Genomic DNA, 16,909 nt, shown 5'->3' on the forward strand with positions numbered 1-16,909 from the left:
GAGGTCCGAGGAGTCTGGGTCCAAGGGGCCTGAGGGGGCCCGCGAGGGAGCGGAGAGAAGGACTCCGCCCCCGTCGGCGGCCGATCGCCGCACTGCCGTACATTGGCCCACGACCCGCCGGGCCGGGCGGGCAAAAAGGGCGGATGCGGACAGGAGTGGGCAGGACATGGCGCGACGCGGACGGGCGGAAGCGGGTCGGGACGACACCTCCGCCGCGCCCGCGGTCCCGGCCTGCGAGATAGCCGCGGCGGCCGACGCCGGTCACGCGGCCCCCGGTTGGCTCCGCCTGGGCCGGGACGGCCGGCTGACCGCCTACGCGTCCTGCGCCGAAGGGCTGGTGCGCTGGACGGAGTCGGCGCCCGGCTCGGACGTATGGCGGGGACCGGACCTGTTCCCGGTGCAGGGATGGGCGGGCCGGTTCACGCTGACCCAGGATGCCGACGGGTTCGTCTGGTTCGCCGGAACCCGGCACCGGGAGGGGGCTCCCGGCGGCCGCGAGCTGATCGTCGCCGCCCAGTACCAGACCGGCCGCCCGCTCGGCGACTGGCGTGCGGTGGGCCAGCCCTTCCCGGAGCCCGCCCGGGAGGCCGGGGCGGCCCCCTCCCCGGCTCCGGAGGGAGACCCCGTGGTGCTCCCCGACGGCGCGGGTGCGCTCCACGTCGTCGCCACCCGGTTCGGGGCGGGCGTCCGCGGCCGGACCCGGGACGCGAAGGGCGTGTGGGGCGGCTGGACGGACTACCAGGGCCAATGGGTGCGCGGCGCCGTCGTCCCCCTGGTGACGGCCCACGGCCGGGCCGAGTTCCTCGCCCCCTTCCGGGGCGGGGCCTCGTACTGGAGCCAGGACGGGCCGGGAGGCGGCTTCAGGTGGCTCGGGCGCATGGAGGCCGACGCCGTCGAAGGGTCGTACAGCTCCTACGAGACGGGCCCCGGCACCGGTACCTACTTCTGGCGCCATCCGGCGGACGGCGGTGTCATCGCCTACCGCCCGCAGGCCCCCGCCGGGGCGCCGCCCGCCCTCATGCCGTTGGGCGGGGCGGGTGGCGTCGGCCCGGTGGGCGTGGCCCGTACGCGCATCAACGGCTACGACTGCACCGTCCTGTTGCAGCGGGGCGCCGAGGGGCATCCGGAAATCGCCGCCTACCCCACGCACGGTGAGCAGTACGGCGCCTGGTGGGCCCCCGTCGGCGAACGGTGCGCCGGGCTGCCGGCCATCGCCCTCGACGCCCGCGGCTCGGTCACGATCGCGATGCTCGACACGGACGGCGGGCTGCGGATCGCCCGTCAGGACCTCATGGACGCGGGCCTCGCCTTCGAGCCCTGGCGTCATGTGGGGTGACGTAGGTCACTGGACTCGCGGGTGTTCCGGCGGGTGAAGGTCCGCCGCCGCGCAGGGCACCCCGCATGGTCGGGGAGTTGGCGCGACCGGCCCGTTGCGGGCGTCCCCATTCATTCGCATACGTGAAGCTTTGAGGGCGTGAAGGGGCTGTGAATAGTTGCTCGCCGTCGAGCATTTGGCCTACGCTGCGCAGATCCTGTGAAGGTCGCATAAGTGTGCAGGGTCGTGGGTGGGCGGGGCTGAACGAGTGGGCGGGGTGCGGCAGGTGTCCGGAACAGGGGGCGGGTCCGGCGGCGTGCTGTGGCAATTCCCCGCGCTCCGGCAGAAATGTGACGATCGAGGAGTTTTCTGAGTGGCAGGTATGCCCCGCCTGAGCGTTGTGGTGCCTTTCCAGGACGTCGAGATGTACCTCCAGGAGTGCCTGGAGTCCATCGCCAGGCAGACGTTCCGGGACCTCGAAGTCATCATGGTCGACGACGGCTCGACCGACTCCTCGACCGCCATCGCCGCGGACTTCGCCCACCGGGACCCGCGTTTCCGGCTCCTGCGCCAGGAGCCGATGGGGCCGGGCCACGCCAGGAACGTCGGCATCCGCGCGGCTCATCCCCAGGCTGAGTTCCTCGCGTTCGTCGACGGCGACGACGTCATCCCCGAGTACGCCTACGAGTTGCTCGTACAGACCCTCGAAGCCTCCGGTTCCGACTTCGTGTCCGGCAACGTGCAGATGATGAACTCCACCAAGAGGTGGCAGTCCCCGCTGCACAAGGCCCCCATGCGCAGCAGCAAGCGCGGCACCCACATCACCAAGCTGCCCGACCTCATCTATGACCGAACGGTGTGGAACAAGGTGTTCCGGCGGTCCTTCTGGGACTACCACTACATCGCGTTCCCCGAGGGGGTCATGTACGAGGACTCCTGGGTCAACATGTTCGCCCACTTCCGCGCCGCCAAGGTCGACATCCTCACGGACATCGTCTACTTCTGGCGTCGGCGCGAGGGCGGCGCCGCGCCCTCCATCACCCAGCGGCACACCGAGTTCAGCAACCTCCGGGACCGGGTGGCCGCCGTCCAGTCGGTCAGCCGGTTCCTCGCCGGACACCGCGCCAGGTCCTACTCCGACCACAAGCGCAAGTACGACCTCGCCTGCCTGAAGTCGGACCTGATGCTGCACCTGAAGGTGCTCCCGGACGCCGACGAGGAATACCGCGAGGCCTTCATGCGGTGGGCGAACGAGTTCCTGGACGAGGCCGACGAGGACATCATCCAGGAGCTGCCGGCCGACGCCCGCGTCAAATGGCTGCTGGTGCGCGAGGGCCGGCTGAAGGAGCTCCTCGACGTCGTCGAGTTCGAGCGCAAGGGCGGGCCCATGCCCGTCCAGCGGCGTTTCCACCGCTACCTCAACTACCCCTATCTTGGCGACCGTTCCATCGGGCTCGACAAGAGCGCCTACCGGCTGGACAAGGAACTCTCGCTGCACGGCTCGCTGTCCGGCGCACGCTGGGACGACTCCGGTCAACTGACCCTCGAAGGGTCCGCGTACGTCCGCTTCATCAATGTGCACAAACGGCACATGTCGATGAAGGCGATCGCGCTGCGGAACAAGAAGCAGGGCCGGGTGGTCGTCGCCAAGGCGAAGACCACCTACTACCCGCAGGCCACCGAATACTCCCAGCAGAACCGCTACTGCTACGACTGGTCCGGATTCCAGGTCCGCTTCGACCCCGCCCGTCTCATGCGCAAGGGGGAGTGGGTCGAGGGCACCTGGGACGTGGCGGCCGGGGTCCTCAGCCGCGGGCTGTTCCGCTACAAGGGCATAGCCCGGGGCGGTGCGGGCAGCGCGGCGAATCCGCCCTACCGGTACGTGGAGAAGAACACGCGCGTCGTGCCGCTCTTCAGCCACGGAGTCCTCAAACTCCGGGTCGAGAGGGTGCGGTGCCGCATCACCCGGCACCGGATCGTAGATGATCACCTCGAACTCGGTGGTATCTACCTGGGCCCCCGGCTGCCCGAATGGGGGAAGTTCCGGGTGACCAGCATGACGGGTGCCGGCCGCCACGACTCCTGGGTCCACTTCAAGCCGGGCGGCGAGGGGTGGTTCACCTTCGTCACCCGCATCCCGGTCAAGGCGCTGGTGCCCGGGCATCGCACCAACTCCCCGGACGGCGTGCCACAGATCTGGAACACCGGCGCCAACGGCTGGAAGACCACCCTCCACGTCGAGGGCCGCAAGGCAGCCATCTACCCGGTCATGGCCGAGGACGCCGCCGACGGCCACTACCGGGTTCCGGCGGGGCTGCAGACCGCGACCAGGGACCGTGAGGTCTTCGTGCACCGCAACGGTTCCGGCTACGTCGTGCTGTTCGAGCGGGACACCCTGCCCATGGCCACCTCCGCCACATGGCGCGAGGACGGCTCCCTGGAAGTGTCCGTCGCCTACGCGGCGCAGGACTTGCTCGACGCGGCCGCCTTCGCCGCGGCGCACATCGTCGTACGCTCCCGCGCCCACGGCGCGGAACGTGTCGTCCCGATCACCTGGCAAGGAGAGCAGTTCCGCTTCGTCCTCACTCCCGCGGCGGTGCGCACCCTGGCCGGAGACATACCGCTGGCGGCCGGCCGCTGGGACTTCTTCCTGCGCCGCTACGATCCGTCCGCCGTCGCCGCTGAAGACCGGCCCAACGACCTCATGGTCAAGATGACGCAGGACCTGATCCCCACGCTCCCCAGGGACATGACCGCCCATGAGCGGCGCTACGAGCTCCAGTCGGAGGCGTACGACCGGCTGTCGCTGCTGGTCCACTCGGCGATGCCGGACGAGGCCCGCGGCCCGTACCGGCAGAAGCTGATGCGGACGAAGACCTACCCGGCCGCCCGTCGCAAGTCGCTGAAGCCGGCGGTGCTGTTCGACGCCTTCAAGGGCACCCAGTACTCCGACAGCCCGCGCGCCCTGCATGAGGAGATGGTCCGCCGGGGCGTGGACCTCGAACACCTGTGGGTGGTGCGCGACGACCAGGTCGCGGTGCCGCCCACGGCCCGCCCGGTCCGCATGTGGTCGCCCGACTGGTACGAGTCCCTGGCCCGGGCCCGGTACGTCGTCGCCAACAACCACCTGCCCGACTGGTTCGAGAAGCGGGACGGGCAGGTCGTCGTGCAGACCTGGCACGGCACCCCGCTCAAGAAGATCGGCCACGACATCGAAGCCGTGCACTTCGCGGACAAGCGGTACCTGGAGCGCGTGGACAAGGAGGTGCAGAACTGGGACATGCTGGTGTCTCCGAACAGCTTCAGCACCCCGATCCTCAAGCGGGCCTTCCGTTTCCCCGGCGAGATGGTCGAGAGCGGCTACCCGCGCAACGACGTCCTGCGCCGGGCGGACGGGCGGCGGGCGGCGGAAGTACGCCGCCGCATCGGCCTCCCGCAGGGCAAGAAGGTCATCCTGTACGCGCCGACCTGGCGCGACGACCAGTTCTACGCACCCGGCAAGTACAAGCTCGACTTCCGCATCGACCTCGACGACGCCCGGGCGCAGCTGCGGCACGACCACGTCCTGCTCGTGCGGCGCCACCCCAACGTGGTGGACCCCGTGCCCGGCGCCGGCGACGGCTTCGTCTTCGACGTGTCCGACTACCCGGACATGGCGGACCTCGCGCTGATCACCGATGTGATGATCACGGATTACTCCTCCCTGATGTTCGACTTCGTCAACACCGGACGGCCGATCCTCTTCTTCACGTACGACCTGGACCACTACCGCGACACCCTGCGCGGCTTCTACTTCGACTTCGAGCGGTCCGCGCCGGGCCCGCTGCTGTCCAACTCTCCCGAGCTGATCGCGGCGATCCGCACCATCGACGGGATCCAGCAGGCCTACGCGGCGCGCTACCGCTGGTTCCAGCAGGAGTTCTGCGATCTCGACGACGGTTACGCCGCGGCCCGGCTGGCCGACCGCATCCTGATCGCCGGAGGAGACCTCGACCCCGCGCGGGCGCAGGCACCGTCCGTCGGCGCGGCCGGTCGCCGTGCCGTGAGCCAGGATGGCTCCTGGCACGGACACACCCTTGATCAGATGCCGCGACAGCCGGTGAGACGAATGGATTCCGAACATGTCTAAGGCTGCGCAGGGCGCGCGCCGCATCTTCACGGGCGTCGACTCTTCGGGGGAGGTGCCCATTGAGTACCGGTTCGCTCACGCCAAGAACGGGAACCGGCATCTCGTCGTGGTCTTCGCCAATTTCACCGCGCCGGGCGAATACGGGATGTCCAACGGAGTCCTGGACAAGGTCCGGTCGAACATCCTGTGGATCCGCGATCTCTTTGACGGTGCGAACAGCTACTACCTGTGCAAGGGGATGGACTTCTCCATCGAAAGGTCCGTAGCGGGACTGATCGCGCGAGTTCTGAACGCTCTGTCCCTCACACCGGACGACTGCACCATGATCGGCAGTTCCAAGGGTGGGAGCGCGGCCCTTTTCTTCGGGTTGAAGTACGGCTGCAGGAACATCGTGACCAGCGTGCCGCAGTTCCTCATCGGATCGTACGTAACGGACGGCATCCCGGGTGCCGCCCATCTGATGATGGGCGAAGTGACGGAGCAAAAGGTACGCATCCTCGATGCGGTCCTCCCCGATCTGGTGCGCAGCGGGGCGAATCGCTCGGCCAACATCTATTTGATCTCATCGCCTCAAGATGACCAGTACCCCACCCAAGTCGAGCCGTTCCTGGGGCTGTTCCAGGGGTACGAGAATTTCAACTTCCTGTTCAACGACTCTTCCCTCGTCACCACACACAGCAACGTGGTGCCGCGCAATCTCCCCACTATCATGGGATTGCTCAACATCCTCGTCGAGGGAGTCGTTCCGCGGATGGGCGCAGTCCGTTTCGGCTATGAACAGCCGAGCCGCGACACGTCGGGCATTGACGGCTACCTGCAGGAGACCTCGCAGGTGAGGGGCGACTCGTTCCCCAGGCCGGCGGTCCTGACGCCGACTTCGGGCGATCGGATACCGGGCAACGCCGTCCGTTTCACCGGGACCGCACCCGTGAACGCGGTGCGCGTCAGCTTCTGGGAGGACGGCAAGTACCAGGGCGCCGCGCCCGTGGCCCCCGACGGCAGCTGGGTCTGGGACCGCGAACGGCCCTGGGGCAAGGGGCGGCACGTCATCAGGCTGTTCGCGGCGGACGCCCACAACTACCAGTCCGAGCGCACCGAAGTGGTCTTCACCGCCGTGGACGAGGAATCCGTGGCCGGGCTCGCCGCGCAGCCGGTGCAGCCGCTGATTCCGGCCCCGGTGCCGGCACCGGCCCCGCGCATCGTGCTCTCGGTGACCGCTCCCGCCGCCCACCAGCAGGTGCCGGGCCCCGGCGTGGGCTTCGCGGGCTACGCGCCCGGCGCCGCCCGCGTGGACTTCCAGGAGGGCGGCGTGAGCCTGGGGACGTGCGAGGTGCGGGCCGACGGCGCCTGGGTGTGGGAGCCGGGCTGGGCCTGGAACGAGGGCGACCACTTCGTCGAGGCCATCGCCGTGGACGCGGTCGGCAACGCGTCCCCGTGGGTGGCCGTCCCCTTCACCCTGGTGAACGCCTACCACGTGCCCACGCAGGGCGGTTATCTCAACCAGAGGTACTGACGCCGGGCGCAGGGGCCGTCGGCCCGGCCGCGGGACGGTTCACCCGCATCACCAGCGGCCGGTGGTCGGACGCCTTGGTGTCCACCACCTTGCAGGCGGTGCGGGGCAGCAGCGTGAACAGGTAGTCGATCTTCGAGCCGTCCTGGTGGGTGGGGTGCCCCACCCGGGAATCGCCCTTCTGGTCGCACTCGCGGTACGTCGTGTACGCCTCCGCCGGCCAGATCCACGCGGACGTGTTCCCGGTGCCCACCGGCGGCGGCGCGTTGAAGTCGCCGCCGAAGACCGTACGGGCGTCCGTCGCCGCCGAGGCGACCAGCGAGCTCAGCTGGTCGTCCCGGAAGTCCCACTCGGGGTGCTTGTCGTCGCTCTCCCGCAGCGAGATGTGCGCGTTGCACACCCGCAGCCCCTGGGCCGGGACCCGGGCGCACAGGATCCCGCGGTGCAGGCCCACCGTCGGCTGCTCGGTCGGGACCAGCTCCACGTCGGTGAGCCGGGAGGCGGCCAGCAGGCCGTAGCCGGCCCGGCCCTTTCCCTGCCCCGTGCAGTCGACGGGCGTGCCGCGCCCTGCCGCGTCCACGTCGGCGTACGGCTCGAAGACGCTGTGCCACTCCGTGCCCAGGCGCCGGGCCGAGGACAGCAGGTCGTCCGAGCACACCTCCTGGAGGAGCAGGACGCGTACGCCGAACTCCCCGGCCAGGGTGCGCAGCTGCTCGAACTTGTCCTTCGGGCTACCGGTTCCCTCGCAGCTCCACTGCCGGACCCCGCACATGTTCCAGGTCGCGACGGTGACCTCGTCCGGGTTCGCGGCGTCCGAGAGCGTGGCGGGCGCCTGCGTCGACGTACACGCCACCGAGGTCAACAGACTCAGCGTCGCCGCCGTGCGGCCGAACCGGCGACGGAGCGACCTGCGCCCGGCCCCTGTGTGCTTCTGCATCCCGACATCATTGAGTATGCGCCGGTCAGAACGGCAATCGGGACCGGTCACGGCTCCACCCGGGCCCGCCCGAGGGCTCCCGCGCGGGCCCCGCGCGGCGTCGACTAGGGTCTTCGTGACAGCACCCCGCGTACCGTACGCGCGACCCCGAGGAGAAGCCGTGACCGAGCCGGCGCCCACCGCACTGCAGCAGGAGATCGCCCGGGACCTCCTGGTGAGCGAGACCTTCGACGCGGAGCGCGAGATCGAGCGCCGGGTGGCCTTCCTCACCGAGCGGCTCACCTCGACCGGCCTGCGCTCCCTGGTCCTCGGCATCAGCGGCGGCGTCGACTCCACCACCGCCGGACGCCTGTGCCAGCTCGCCGTAGAACGGGCCCGTGCCGCGGGGCACGAGGCCGTCTTCTACGCCATGCGCCTGCCCTACGGCGTCCAGGCCGACGAGCACGACGCCCAGCTCGCCCTGTCCTTCATCCGCGCCGACCACGTCCTGACCGTCGACGTGAAGCCGGCGAGCGACGCCGCCCTCGCTGCCGCCGTCGCCGCCGGCGTGGCCTTCCGCGACGCACACCACCAGGACTTCGTCCAGGGCAACATCAAGGCCCGCCAGCGCATGATCGCGCAGTACGCGGTCGCCGGCGCGCACGACGGCCTGGTCGTCGGCACCGACCACGCCGCCGAGGCGGTCTCCGGCTTCTTCACCAAGTTCGGCGACGGCGCCGCCGACCTCGTCCCGCTGACCGGCCTGACCAAGCGCCGGGTGCGGGCGGTCGCGGACGCCCTGGGAGCCCCCGCCGAACTGGTGTGGAAGACCCCGACCGCCGACCTGGAGACCCTCGACCCGGGCAAGGCCGACGAGGACGCGCTCGGCGTCACGTACGACGACATCGACGACTTCCTGGAGGGCAAGCCGGTGGACGAGCGCGCCTTCGAGATCATCGCCCGCCGCTACCGGCTCACGGAGCACAAGCGGCAGCTGCCGATCGCGCCGTAGGCCTCACTCCGTGGGGCGGCGGAACAGGGCCGCCCAGAGGAAGGGCTCGCCGAACAGCGGGGAGTCCGACGGCTCGTCGCGCATCCGGCGCAGCTCGACCTCCGTGAGGTCGGAGAAGACGTGGCGCAACGACTCCGGGGTGTAGGCCAGACCGCCCTGGAGGCCCGACTCGCGGTAGAAGTCCGCGTCGGGCAGCTCGGAGCCCATCGCGCCGGCCGCGAAGCAGGTGAGGGCCAGATGGCCGCCCGGCGCGAGGACCCGGTCGAGGAGCGCGAGGTAGCTGACGCGGCGGTGCGGCGGGAGATGGTGGAAGCAGCCCGAGTCGAGGACCAGGTCGTACGGACCGCTCAGCGCGGTCGAGGTGAGGGCGAAGACGTCCCCGCAGTGGAAGCGGACGTCGGCCCCCGCCTCCCGCGCGCGTTCACCGGCCCACGCGATCGCCGCCGGTGACAGGTCCACGGCGTCCACCTCGAAGCCCAGGGAGGCCAGGTGCAGGGCGTTGCGGCCCGGTCCGCAACCGAGGTCGAGGGCGCGGCCCGGGGAGATCAGGCCCCGTTCGAGGTAGGAGTCCAGGGACTCGTCCGGCTTCGCCACGAAGAAGGGCACCGGCTTCGACCGGTCGGCGTAGAAGCCGTCCCACCAGTCGGCCCCACCGGCCGTCCAGCGGTCGGCCTGCGGCGCGAACAGGCCGTCCAGGAGGCTCAGTACGTCCTCCGTCGTACGGATGCTCCGGTCCACGTTCTGCTGCATCAAGTCCCCTTTCCCGAGGCTCCAATTCTATGGCCGTGCACCATAAAAGCCCAGGTCAGGGCCGGTGTCTGGTAGGTCTGGGAAGCCCTTTGCGGGCGCGGGAGCCGGGCGGTGGCCCACCTTCCCCGCGCCCGCGGTGGACGGCCGTCCCAGCCCTCCCCGAGGGCCTCCCCGGGGCCACTCAGGGCCGCCCCGAGGAGGGTTCTTGCTGGAGACGAGCGCAACTAGGGTGGGGCCGTGACGACGAACGCGGGTACGGGTGAGCGAGTGCTGTACGGGTGCATGGGGCTGGGCGGGAGCTGGGGGCCCGAGCCGTACGGGACCGCCGACATCGACGCCGCCGAGGCGGCCGTCAGCGCCGCCCTCGACAGCGGGATCACCGCCTTCGACCACGCCGACATCTACCGGCACGGCAAGGCCGAGGCGGTGTTCGGAGAGGTGCTGGCCCGGACCCCGGGACTGCGCACGCGCATCACGCTCCAGACCAAGTGCGGGATCCGGCTGGGCGACGGGACCCTCCCGGGGATGTACGACCTGCGGGGGCCGAGCATCAGGCGGCGCGTGGAGGAGAGCCTGACCCGGCTGCGGACCGATGTCATCGACGTGCTCCTGCTGCACCGTCCCGATCCCCTCGCCGACGTGGATTCCATCGCGTCGGCGCTGACCTCCCTGCACCGCGAAGGGCTCGTACGGAGCTTCGGCGTGTCCAACATGGGCGCGCCGCAGATCGCCCACCTCCAGGCCCGGCTCGACGTACCGCTGGTGGCGAACCAGCTGGAGATGAGCCTGTACAGCCGCGACTGGGTCGAGGCGGGGGTGCTGGTCAACACGCCCGAATTCGGGCGGGGCGGGTTCCCCTTCGGCACGCTGGAACACTGCCGCGACCACGGGATCCGGCTCCAGGCCTGGGGCGCGCTGGCGCAGGGCCGGTTCACCGGGCGCCAGCAGACCCCGGCCGAACAGGCCACCGCGGAACTGCTGGTACGGCTCGCCCGGAGCAAGGACACGACCCCCGAGACGGTCCTGCTGTGGTGGCTGATGCGCCACCCCGCCGCCATCGCGCCGGTCATCGGCACGGCCCGCCCCGACCGGATCCGCGCCTGCCGTGACGCCGCCCTGCGCGAACCCGACCTCACGCACGAGGAGTGGTACCAGCTGTGGATCACGGCCCGGGGAGTCCCGCTGCCCTGACCGCCGGCCTTGGGAGGGCGGGGGTTATCCCCACCGCGGGCTGACCGGCCCGCTGGATGGGGGCCCGGGGCGCGGTCAACGAGGCTTGCGCCATGACGACTTACTCGAAGAAGGCCCTCCTCCTCGCTCTCGCCACGGCCACCGTGGCCACCGGCCTGACCGCGGCGGCCGCACCGGCGTTCGCCGGGCCGACGAGGTCCGCGCCGCAGCTCACGTGGCATCCCTGCGCCAAGCCGGACGGGCCCGCCGCCCAGGAGTGCGCCGAGCTGCCCGTACCGCTGGACTACGAGCACCCCGACGGCCGCCAGCTCACCGTGGCCGTCTCCCGCATCCGCAGCGACCGCCCCGAGGCCCGGCGCGGCACGCTCGTCGTGATCCCGGGCGGCCCGGGCGGCTCCGGAGTGCAGCGCCTGAGCCAGAAGGGCGCGGCCCTGCAGCGGGAACTGGCCGGCGCGTACGACCTCGTCGCCCTCGATCCGCGCGGAGTGGGCGCCAGCACCACGGCCCGCTGCGCCCTCGATCCGCAGGACCGTTACCTGACCAGCCTGCGGTCCTGGCCGGGCCCGGACGGCGAGATCACCGAGAACGTGGCCCGCTCCCGGCGCATCGCCGAGGCGTGCGCCCGCAACGGCGGACCCGAGCTGCGCAGTTTCACCACCGCCAACCAGGTCCGCGACATGGACCGCTTCCGCGAGGCGCTCGGCGAGACGAAGATCTCCGCCTGGGGCATCTCCTACGGGACGTACGTGGGGGCCCTGTACGCGCAGAAGTACCCCCAGCGCACCGACCGCTGGGTGCTGGACAGCAGCGGCGACCCCGACCCGCGGCGCGTGGCCCGCGGCTGGCTGGCGAACATGGCGCCGGGCGTGGAGGAACGCTTCCCCGACTTCGCGCAGTGGGCGTCCCACCCCGACCGGGACCGGGACGGCCTGCGCGTGGCCGGGCGCGCGGAGGAGGTACGGCCGCTCGTCCTCTCCCTCGCCGCGCAACTGGACCGCGCGCCGAGGCAGTCGACGACCCCGGGCACGGCGCTGACCGGCAACGGTCTGCGCCAGGCCCTGCAGAACGCCCTCACCAGCGACCTCGCCTTCCCCTCCTTCGCCCGGCTGCTGCGGGCGGTCCAGGACCCGGCGGCGACCCCCGTACTCCCGCCGGAGCTCGCGCAGCCCATCCGCGACGAGGACGCCGCGCTCATGGTCGCGGTCATCTGCAACGACGTGGCGTGGCCGCGCACGCCCACGGCCTCGTACGAGCGCGCCGTCGAGGCGGACCGGGCCCGCTACCCCCTCACGGCCGGCATGCCGGTGAACGTCCTGCCCTGTGCCTTCTGGAAGAGCGGGCCGACGCAGAAGCCGACCCGCATCACCGACGACGGGCCGTCCAACATCCTCATGATCCAGAGCCGGCGGGATCCGGCGACCCCGCTGTTCGGGGGCCTGAAGATGCGCGAGGCGCTGGGGGACCGCGCCCGCCTGGTCACCGTCGAGCAGGGCGGTCACGGGATGTACGTCGGCAACGGGAACGCGTGCGGCAACCGCGCCGTCACCGAGTTCCTGACCACGGGCAGTCGTCCCGCGCAGGACTCGGGCTGCCCGAACTAGGGGGTGGTCTGGCCTCCAGGGCCTTTGAATCGTAGGGATATAGGCGGTTACACCCCGGTGAACATCTGTTACTGTGCCCGCGCTTGGTGTTCCTCCATCAATCCGTCCTCCCCTCGCAACGCCCTGCGCCCGAGGGGGCTGCGAGGTGTCCCGTACGTGCACAGCACTCCGTTCTCCCCCGCCGAGGCCAGATCCGCGCGAGCCCGTATGGGCTTGAGCGCGGACCAGGTGGCGCACTCCATGGCCGCCTGCGGCACCCCCGTGCCTCCCCACCTGGTCCTGGCCTGGGAGCAGGGCGCCCAGGCGCCCTGCGACCGGGAGCTGTTCGCCCTGGCCGACGTCCTGTGGTGCGAGGCGACGGCTCTGATGGGCATCGCACCGCGGACCCTCGCCGAGCACAGGCTGGCCCGCAAGCTCACCGTGGAGCGGCTCTCGTACCGCATCGGCATGGACCCGACCGAGTACCGCGAGGCCGAAGCGACGCGGCAATGGCACGGGGACTCCTGGCAGACCAGGGCGCTCGTGGAGGCGCTGGGGCTGTCCCTGCGCGAACTCATCGGCATCATGGGCCGCGTGGACGAGCTGGCGGACCACCTGCGATCGGCCGTGGACGGGCGGTGGAAGGCGTTCGTGGGCCCGGTCGCGGAGATCGTCGTGGTGGACGCGACCAGCGTGGGTGACGCGCTGCGCACGATGCACGGGGAGTTCTCGCAGTTCTCGCAGCGGTACATGGGACACCTGGTCGCACGCAACGACGACGCCCGGCTCAAGGAGGTCGCGGCGGAGCGGGCCGCGTATCTGCGCCGACTCGTCGACCACTTCTGGGAGTTGATCGGGGAGGAGGGGGAGGCCTCGCCCTTCCCCCTGGGCGGACGCTGACGACCCACCCCGCCGCCGTCCGCCTCAGCGGGGGACCTCTCCGAACTGGGGTTCTCCCGGGCCGTCTTCTCCCATCTCGTCCCAGTCGATCTCCATAGTGGTGCGGCTGGTGAACACGTTGAAGAGCAGGTTCAGCGTGATCGCCGTGACGGCGCCCAGCGTGATCCCGCTGTCGAGCACCGCCCGCAGGTCGTCCGGCATCCGGTCGAAGAACGGGGCGACCGTGCTCGGCAGCAGGGCGGCGCCCAGACTGACCGCCAGGATCAGGGTGTTGCGTTCCTCGCGCAGATCGGCCTTCCCCAGGATCTGGATGCCGACCGCGGCGACGATCCCGAACATGGCGATCGCCGCCCCGCCCAGCACCGGGTGCGGGACCGAGGCGACGAGGCTGCCCGCCTTCGGCAGCAGGCCCAGCACGACCATGAACACGCCGGCCGCGACGACCACGTACCGGCTCATCACCTTGGACATGCGCACGAGCCCGATGTTCTCGGCGAAGGCCACGTACGGGAAGGAGTTGAGGACGCCGCCGAGTACCGTCGCCACCCCGTCGGCGCGCAGAGCCCTGGCGACCGTGTCGGCGTCGACCTCCTTGCGGGTGATCTCGCCGATCGCGTAGACGTCGCCAGTGGTCTCCACCATGTTGATCAGGATGACGACGAGCATGGCGAGGATCGGCAGCAGCTCGAAGCGCGGCGTGCCGAAGTGGAACGGCGTGGTGATCCCGAACCAGCCGGTCTCCCGCACGGCGGTGAAATCGGCGTCGCCGAGGAGCCAGGCGACCGCCGTGCCGACGACGAGCCCGAGCAGGACGGCGAGGCTGCTGAGGAACGGCTTGCCGATCCGCGCCAGGGTCAGGATGAAGAGCAGGGTGCCCAGCGCGTAGGCGAGGTTCCGGGGATCCCCGTACGCGGGGGTGCCGAGCAGGTGCGCACCGCCCGCGGCGTCCTGGAGGGCCACCGGGATCAGCGTGATGCCGATGATCGTGAGGATCGTGCCGATGACCACCGGCGGGAAGTACTTCACCAGTCTGCTGAAGAGCGGGGCGAAGAGGAACGTGGCGATGCCCGCCGTGATCACGGCCCCGTAGACGACGAGGAGGCCGGCGGTGCCGCCGCCCGCCCCGGTGCCTATGGCGATCATGGGCGAGACGGCGGTGAAGGTGACGCCTTGGACCAGGGGCAGCCGGGCGCCGACCTTCCAGACGCCGAGGGCCTGGATGATCGAGGCGACGCCGCAGGTCAGGAGGTCCGCGTTGATGAGGTGGACGAGCTCCTGGCGGGACAGGCCGAGCGCGTTGCCGAGCAGGACCGGGACGATGACCGCCGCCGCGTAGAACGCGAGGACGTGCTGGAAGCCGTAGAGGGCGAGCCGCGGGAGCGGGAGCAGTTCGTCGACCGGGTGCGTCTCCCGGTGGGATGAACGGCGGGAGGACCGGGGGGAAGCCAGGGGGGAAGCCTGGGGGGAGGAGTGACGGGTGGACTGACGGGGATCGCGTGCCATCTCTGCCTTGCCTTCGCGAGGTAGGTGAGTGAGAGGGCCGCCGCCCTCCGGTCCTGGATGACAGGACGGGGGCAGGCCGGCTCATGCCGAGCCGACGTCGGGCGGTGTTGCCGACACACGTTGCTCCGCGCTACATGTTCCTGTCCCGGAGTGGCGGGACGTCCTTCGATCGCCGCAGCGGATCCGTCTTTGATCTTGGGATCCGAAGGGAAACTCGACCGAGGGCGCTCACCTTAGCCAAAGGCCGGGTTTCCTCGCGAGTAACCGTGGGCCCGACCCGGCGCACCGGCGAAAACGGCGCCCCCGGGCGACCCGTCATCGCGGCGGCCGCGCGCAACCCGTACGACGTAGCGTCCTCCCCGCAGTGACGGCGGGACCGGACCGCCTCCGCCCGCACCGGCGCCGGATCGCGGCCACCGCCCGGGTTCTGGGCGGCGCGGCCGCCGCCCCAGGGTGTCGCCCGGTCCCCCCTTCCCGGCCGTCCCGCCCCGCCGCGGTCGTGAATAACTACCCGTACTTGCGGGTACTGCGGCCGAATGGCGCCGGATTTGATAGTTCTGGACTGGTCCGGTGTGAGAATGCTGCGGGAAGGACACGGCATGTTCGATCTACTGCGCCCCGAGACGGTCGTGTGTCCCTTCTGCAAAGCCAGCGCGGCGGACGGCACAGTGCGCACCCTGCGGACCGGTACCCGCTCCCTCTCGGTGACCTGGCACATCCCCACCTGCCCGCACTACGCCGCCGACCGCATCCTCGCCGAGAACGACACCTGAGCGGCCGTCCCCTCGTCAGGCCGGGCTCGGCTCCGCCTCCCGGGCGGCCCGGCGGCGCCGTGCGTCCTCGTCGGTGTCCGCGTCGTAGGAGATCAGCTTCGGCAGGAGCGCCGCCAGCACCGCGACCGAGGCCACACAGGCGAGACCGCCGCTCCAGAACGCCGGCCGGGTACCGGTCCAGCCGGCCATGGTGCCCGCACGGACCTGGCCGAGCTGCGGGCCGACGCTGTACGAGAGCACCTCGATGCCCGCGAGCCGGCCGCGCAGCTCCTCGGGGATCGTCTGGTTCCAGATCGTGGCGCGGCCCAGCCCGCTCAGCATGTCACCCGCTCCCGCCACCGCGAGGCACAGCAGCACGAGCCAGATGCCCGTGGTCGCGCCGGCGCCCGCGATCGCCAGGCCCCACACCGCGGCCCCGGACACCACGAGCAGCCCGTGCCGCCGTACCCGGGACACCCAGCCGCTGGTCAGCCCCAGCACCAGTGAGCCCACCGCGCCCGCCGCGTACATCAATCCCAGTGCCCACACCGCGTCCAGCTCGTCCGCGAGGAAGGGGAAGATCGCGTTCGGGAAGGCGAAGAGCATCGCCGCCAGGTCGACGGCGTACGTACCGAGCAGCACCGGGCGGCTCCACGCGTAGCGCGCGCCCTCGGCGATCCCGCGCAGCGACGGGCGCTCCGCGCCCTTCACGGGCGGCGCCGGACTGAGCCGCAGGCACAGCAGCACGGAGACGAGGAAGCCGACGACCGTGACGGAGTAGGCCGATGCGTGGCCGGCGAACGCCACGACCAGACCGGCCAGCGCGGGACCCGCGATCGCTCCGGCCTGGTAGCGCAGCCCGTTGAGCGCGGCGGCCGCGGTCAGCTGGTCGTGCGGCACGATCCGCGCCATCAGCGAGTCCAGCGCCGGCCGCTGGAGCCCGGACAGCGCGGACACCCCGGCGGCCACCACGTACAGCGGCCACAGCAGCGGGCTCGGCAGCAGGGCGTTCACCAGCAGGACGAGGGCGAGCACCCCGAGCCCGGCTTCGGTCAGCAGGATCATGCGCCGCCGGTCGACCGCATCGGCCAGCGCACCTCCGTACAGGCCGAAGACCACCAGCGGGACCAGCTCCACGGCGCCCATCGCGCCGACGGCGAGGGGCGAGTCGGTCAGGTGCTTGATCTGGAGCGGCAGCGCGATCATCGCCATGAACGAGCCGAAGTACGTCACCGTCCCCTGGTAGAACAGCAGCCGGAAGTCGCGGCTGGACCGCCAGGGGGCGAGATCGGGCAGGACGGCGGCCCATCGGGAGGTGCTCACGAGGGGCCATCCTCGGTTCTCACCCCCG

The 16,909-nt window shown here is 71.1% G+C and carries 12 protein-coding genes; 8 read left to right on the plus strand and 4 right to left on the minus strand.

Annotated elements, in window-relative coordinates:
- Positions 1-166: 166 nt before the first annotated feature.
- From AC07DU_RS02625 to AC07DU_RS02635, 3 genes are all read left to right on the plus strand, one after another.
- Positions 167-1,336, plus strand: coding sequence for a hypothetical protein (locus AC07DU_RS02625; protein ID WP_479109235.1), 1,170 nt, complete (start codon positions 167-169; stop codon positions 1,334-1,336).
- A gap of 361 nt (positions 1,337-1,697) precedes the next feature.
- Entirely contained in the window at positions 1,698-5,444 is a 3,747-nt protein-coding gene (locus tag AC07DU_RS02630) for a bifunctional glycosyltransferase/CDP-glycerol:glycerophosphate glycerophosphotransferase (RefSeq protein ID WP_479109366.1), read from the plus strand.
- Positions 5,437-6,957 (plus strand): hypothetical protein, encoded by a 1,521-nt coding sequence (locus AC07DU_RS02635; protein WP_479030269.1) that lies wholly within the window; start codon positions 5,437-5,439, stop codon positions 6,955-6,957. The genes AC07DU_RS02630 and AC07DU_RS02635 overlap by 8 nt, the downstream gene beginning before the upstream one ends.
- Here the strand turns inward: AC07DU_RS02635 and AC07DU_RS02640 are convergent.
- Positions 6,941-7,891, minus strand: coding sequence for an endonuclease/exonuclease/phosphatase family protein (locus AC07DU_RS02640; protein ID WP_479109237.1), 951 nt, complete (start codon positions 7,889-7,891; stop codon positions 6,941-6,943). The two genes, AC07DU_RS02635 and AC07DU_RS02640, sit on opposite strands and share 17 nt — an antisense overlap.
- A gap of 160 nt (positions 7,892-8,051) precedes the next feature.
- Between AC07DU_RS02640 and nadE the strand changes: the two genes are divergently transcribed.
- Entirely contained in the window at positions 8,052-8,882 is an 831-nt protein-coding gene (nadE, locus tag AC07DU_RS02645; RefSeq protein WP_360889870.1) for an ammonia-dependent NAD(+) synthetase, read from the plus strand.
- A gap of 3 nt (positions 8,883-8,885) precedes the next feature.
- On the opposite strand, the gene AC07DU_RS02650 is transcribed toward nadE, so the two are convergent.
- Positions 8,886-9,620 carry a class I SAM-dependent methyltransferase gene (locus AC07DU_RS02650; RefSeq protein ID WP_479030548.1) on the minus strand — a complete coding sequence of 245 codons (735 nt, stop codon included), beginning with the start codon at positions 9,618-9,620 and terminating at the stop codon, positions 8,886-8,888.
- Between the two features lie 249 nt (positions 9,621-9,869).
- Here AC07DU_RS02650 and AC07DU_RS02655 point away from each other — a divergent pair, with 249 nt between their 5' ends.
- The 3 genes from AC07DU_RS02655 to AC07DU_RS02665 all read left to right on the plus strand — a co-directional run bounded on the left by AC07DU_RS02655 (position 9,870) and on the right by AC07DU_RS02665 (position 13,303).
- Positions 9,870-10,823, plus strand: a complete 954-nt coding sequence (locus tag AC07DU_RS02655; protein ID WP_479030263.1) for an aldo/keto reductase — start codon at positions 9,870-9,872, stop codon at positions 10,821-10,823.
- A 92-nt stretch (positions 10,824-10,915) separates the two neighbouring features.
- The gene (locus AC07DU_RS02660) at positions 10,916-12,424 is read left to right on the plus strand and encodes an alpha/beta hydrolase (RefSeq protein ID WP_479109239.1); all 1,509 of its coding nucleotides are present in this window, start codon (positions 10,916-10,918) and stop codon (positions 12,422-12,424) included.
- A 156-nt stretch (positions 12,425-12,580) separates the two neighbouring features.
- The gene (locus tag AC07DU_RS02665; protein WP_479109241.1) at positions 12,581-13,303 is read left to right on the plus strand and encodes a transcriptional regulator; all 723 of its coding nucleotides are present in this window, start codon (positions 12,581-12,583) and stop codon (positions 13,301-13,303) included.
- Between the two features lie 24 nt (positions 13,304-13,327).
- Here AC07DU_RS02665 and AC07DU_RS02670 read toward each other — a convergent pair whose 3' ends face one another.
- Complete coding sequence (locus tag AC07DU_RS02670; RefSeq protein ID WP_479109243.1) at positions 13,328-14,806, minus strand: nucleobase:cation symporter-2 family protein; 1,479 nt, start codon at positions 14,804-14,806, stop codon at positions 13,328-13,330.
- Positions 14,807-15,405: 599 nt separating this feature from the next.
- Here AC07DU_RS02670 and AC07DU_RS02675 point away from each other — a divergent pair.
- Positions 15,406-15,579, plus strand: coding sequence for a hypothetical protein (locus AC07DU_RS02675; protein ID WP_360889885.1), 174 nt, complete (start codon positions 15,406-15,408; stop codon positions 15,577-15,579).
- Between the two features lie 15 nt (positions 15,580-15,594).
- Here the strand turns inward: AC07DU_RS02675 and AC07DU_RS02680 are convergent, their stop codons facing one another.
- Positions 15,595-16,881 carry an MFS transporter gene (locus tag AC07DU_RS02680; protein WP_479030254.1) on the minus strand — a complete coding sequence of 429 codons (1,287 nt, stop codon included), beginning with the start codon at positions 16,879-16,881 and terminating at the stop codon, positions 15,595-15,597.
- Positions 16,882-16,909 lie beyond the last annotated feature (28 nt).

This window comes from Streptomyces sp. NPDC045695 (assembly GCF_056432025.1).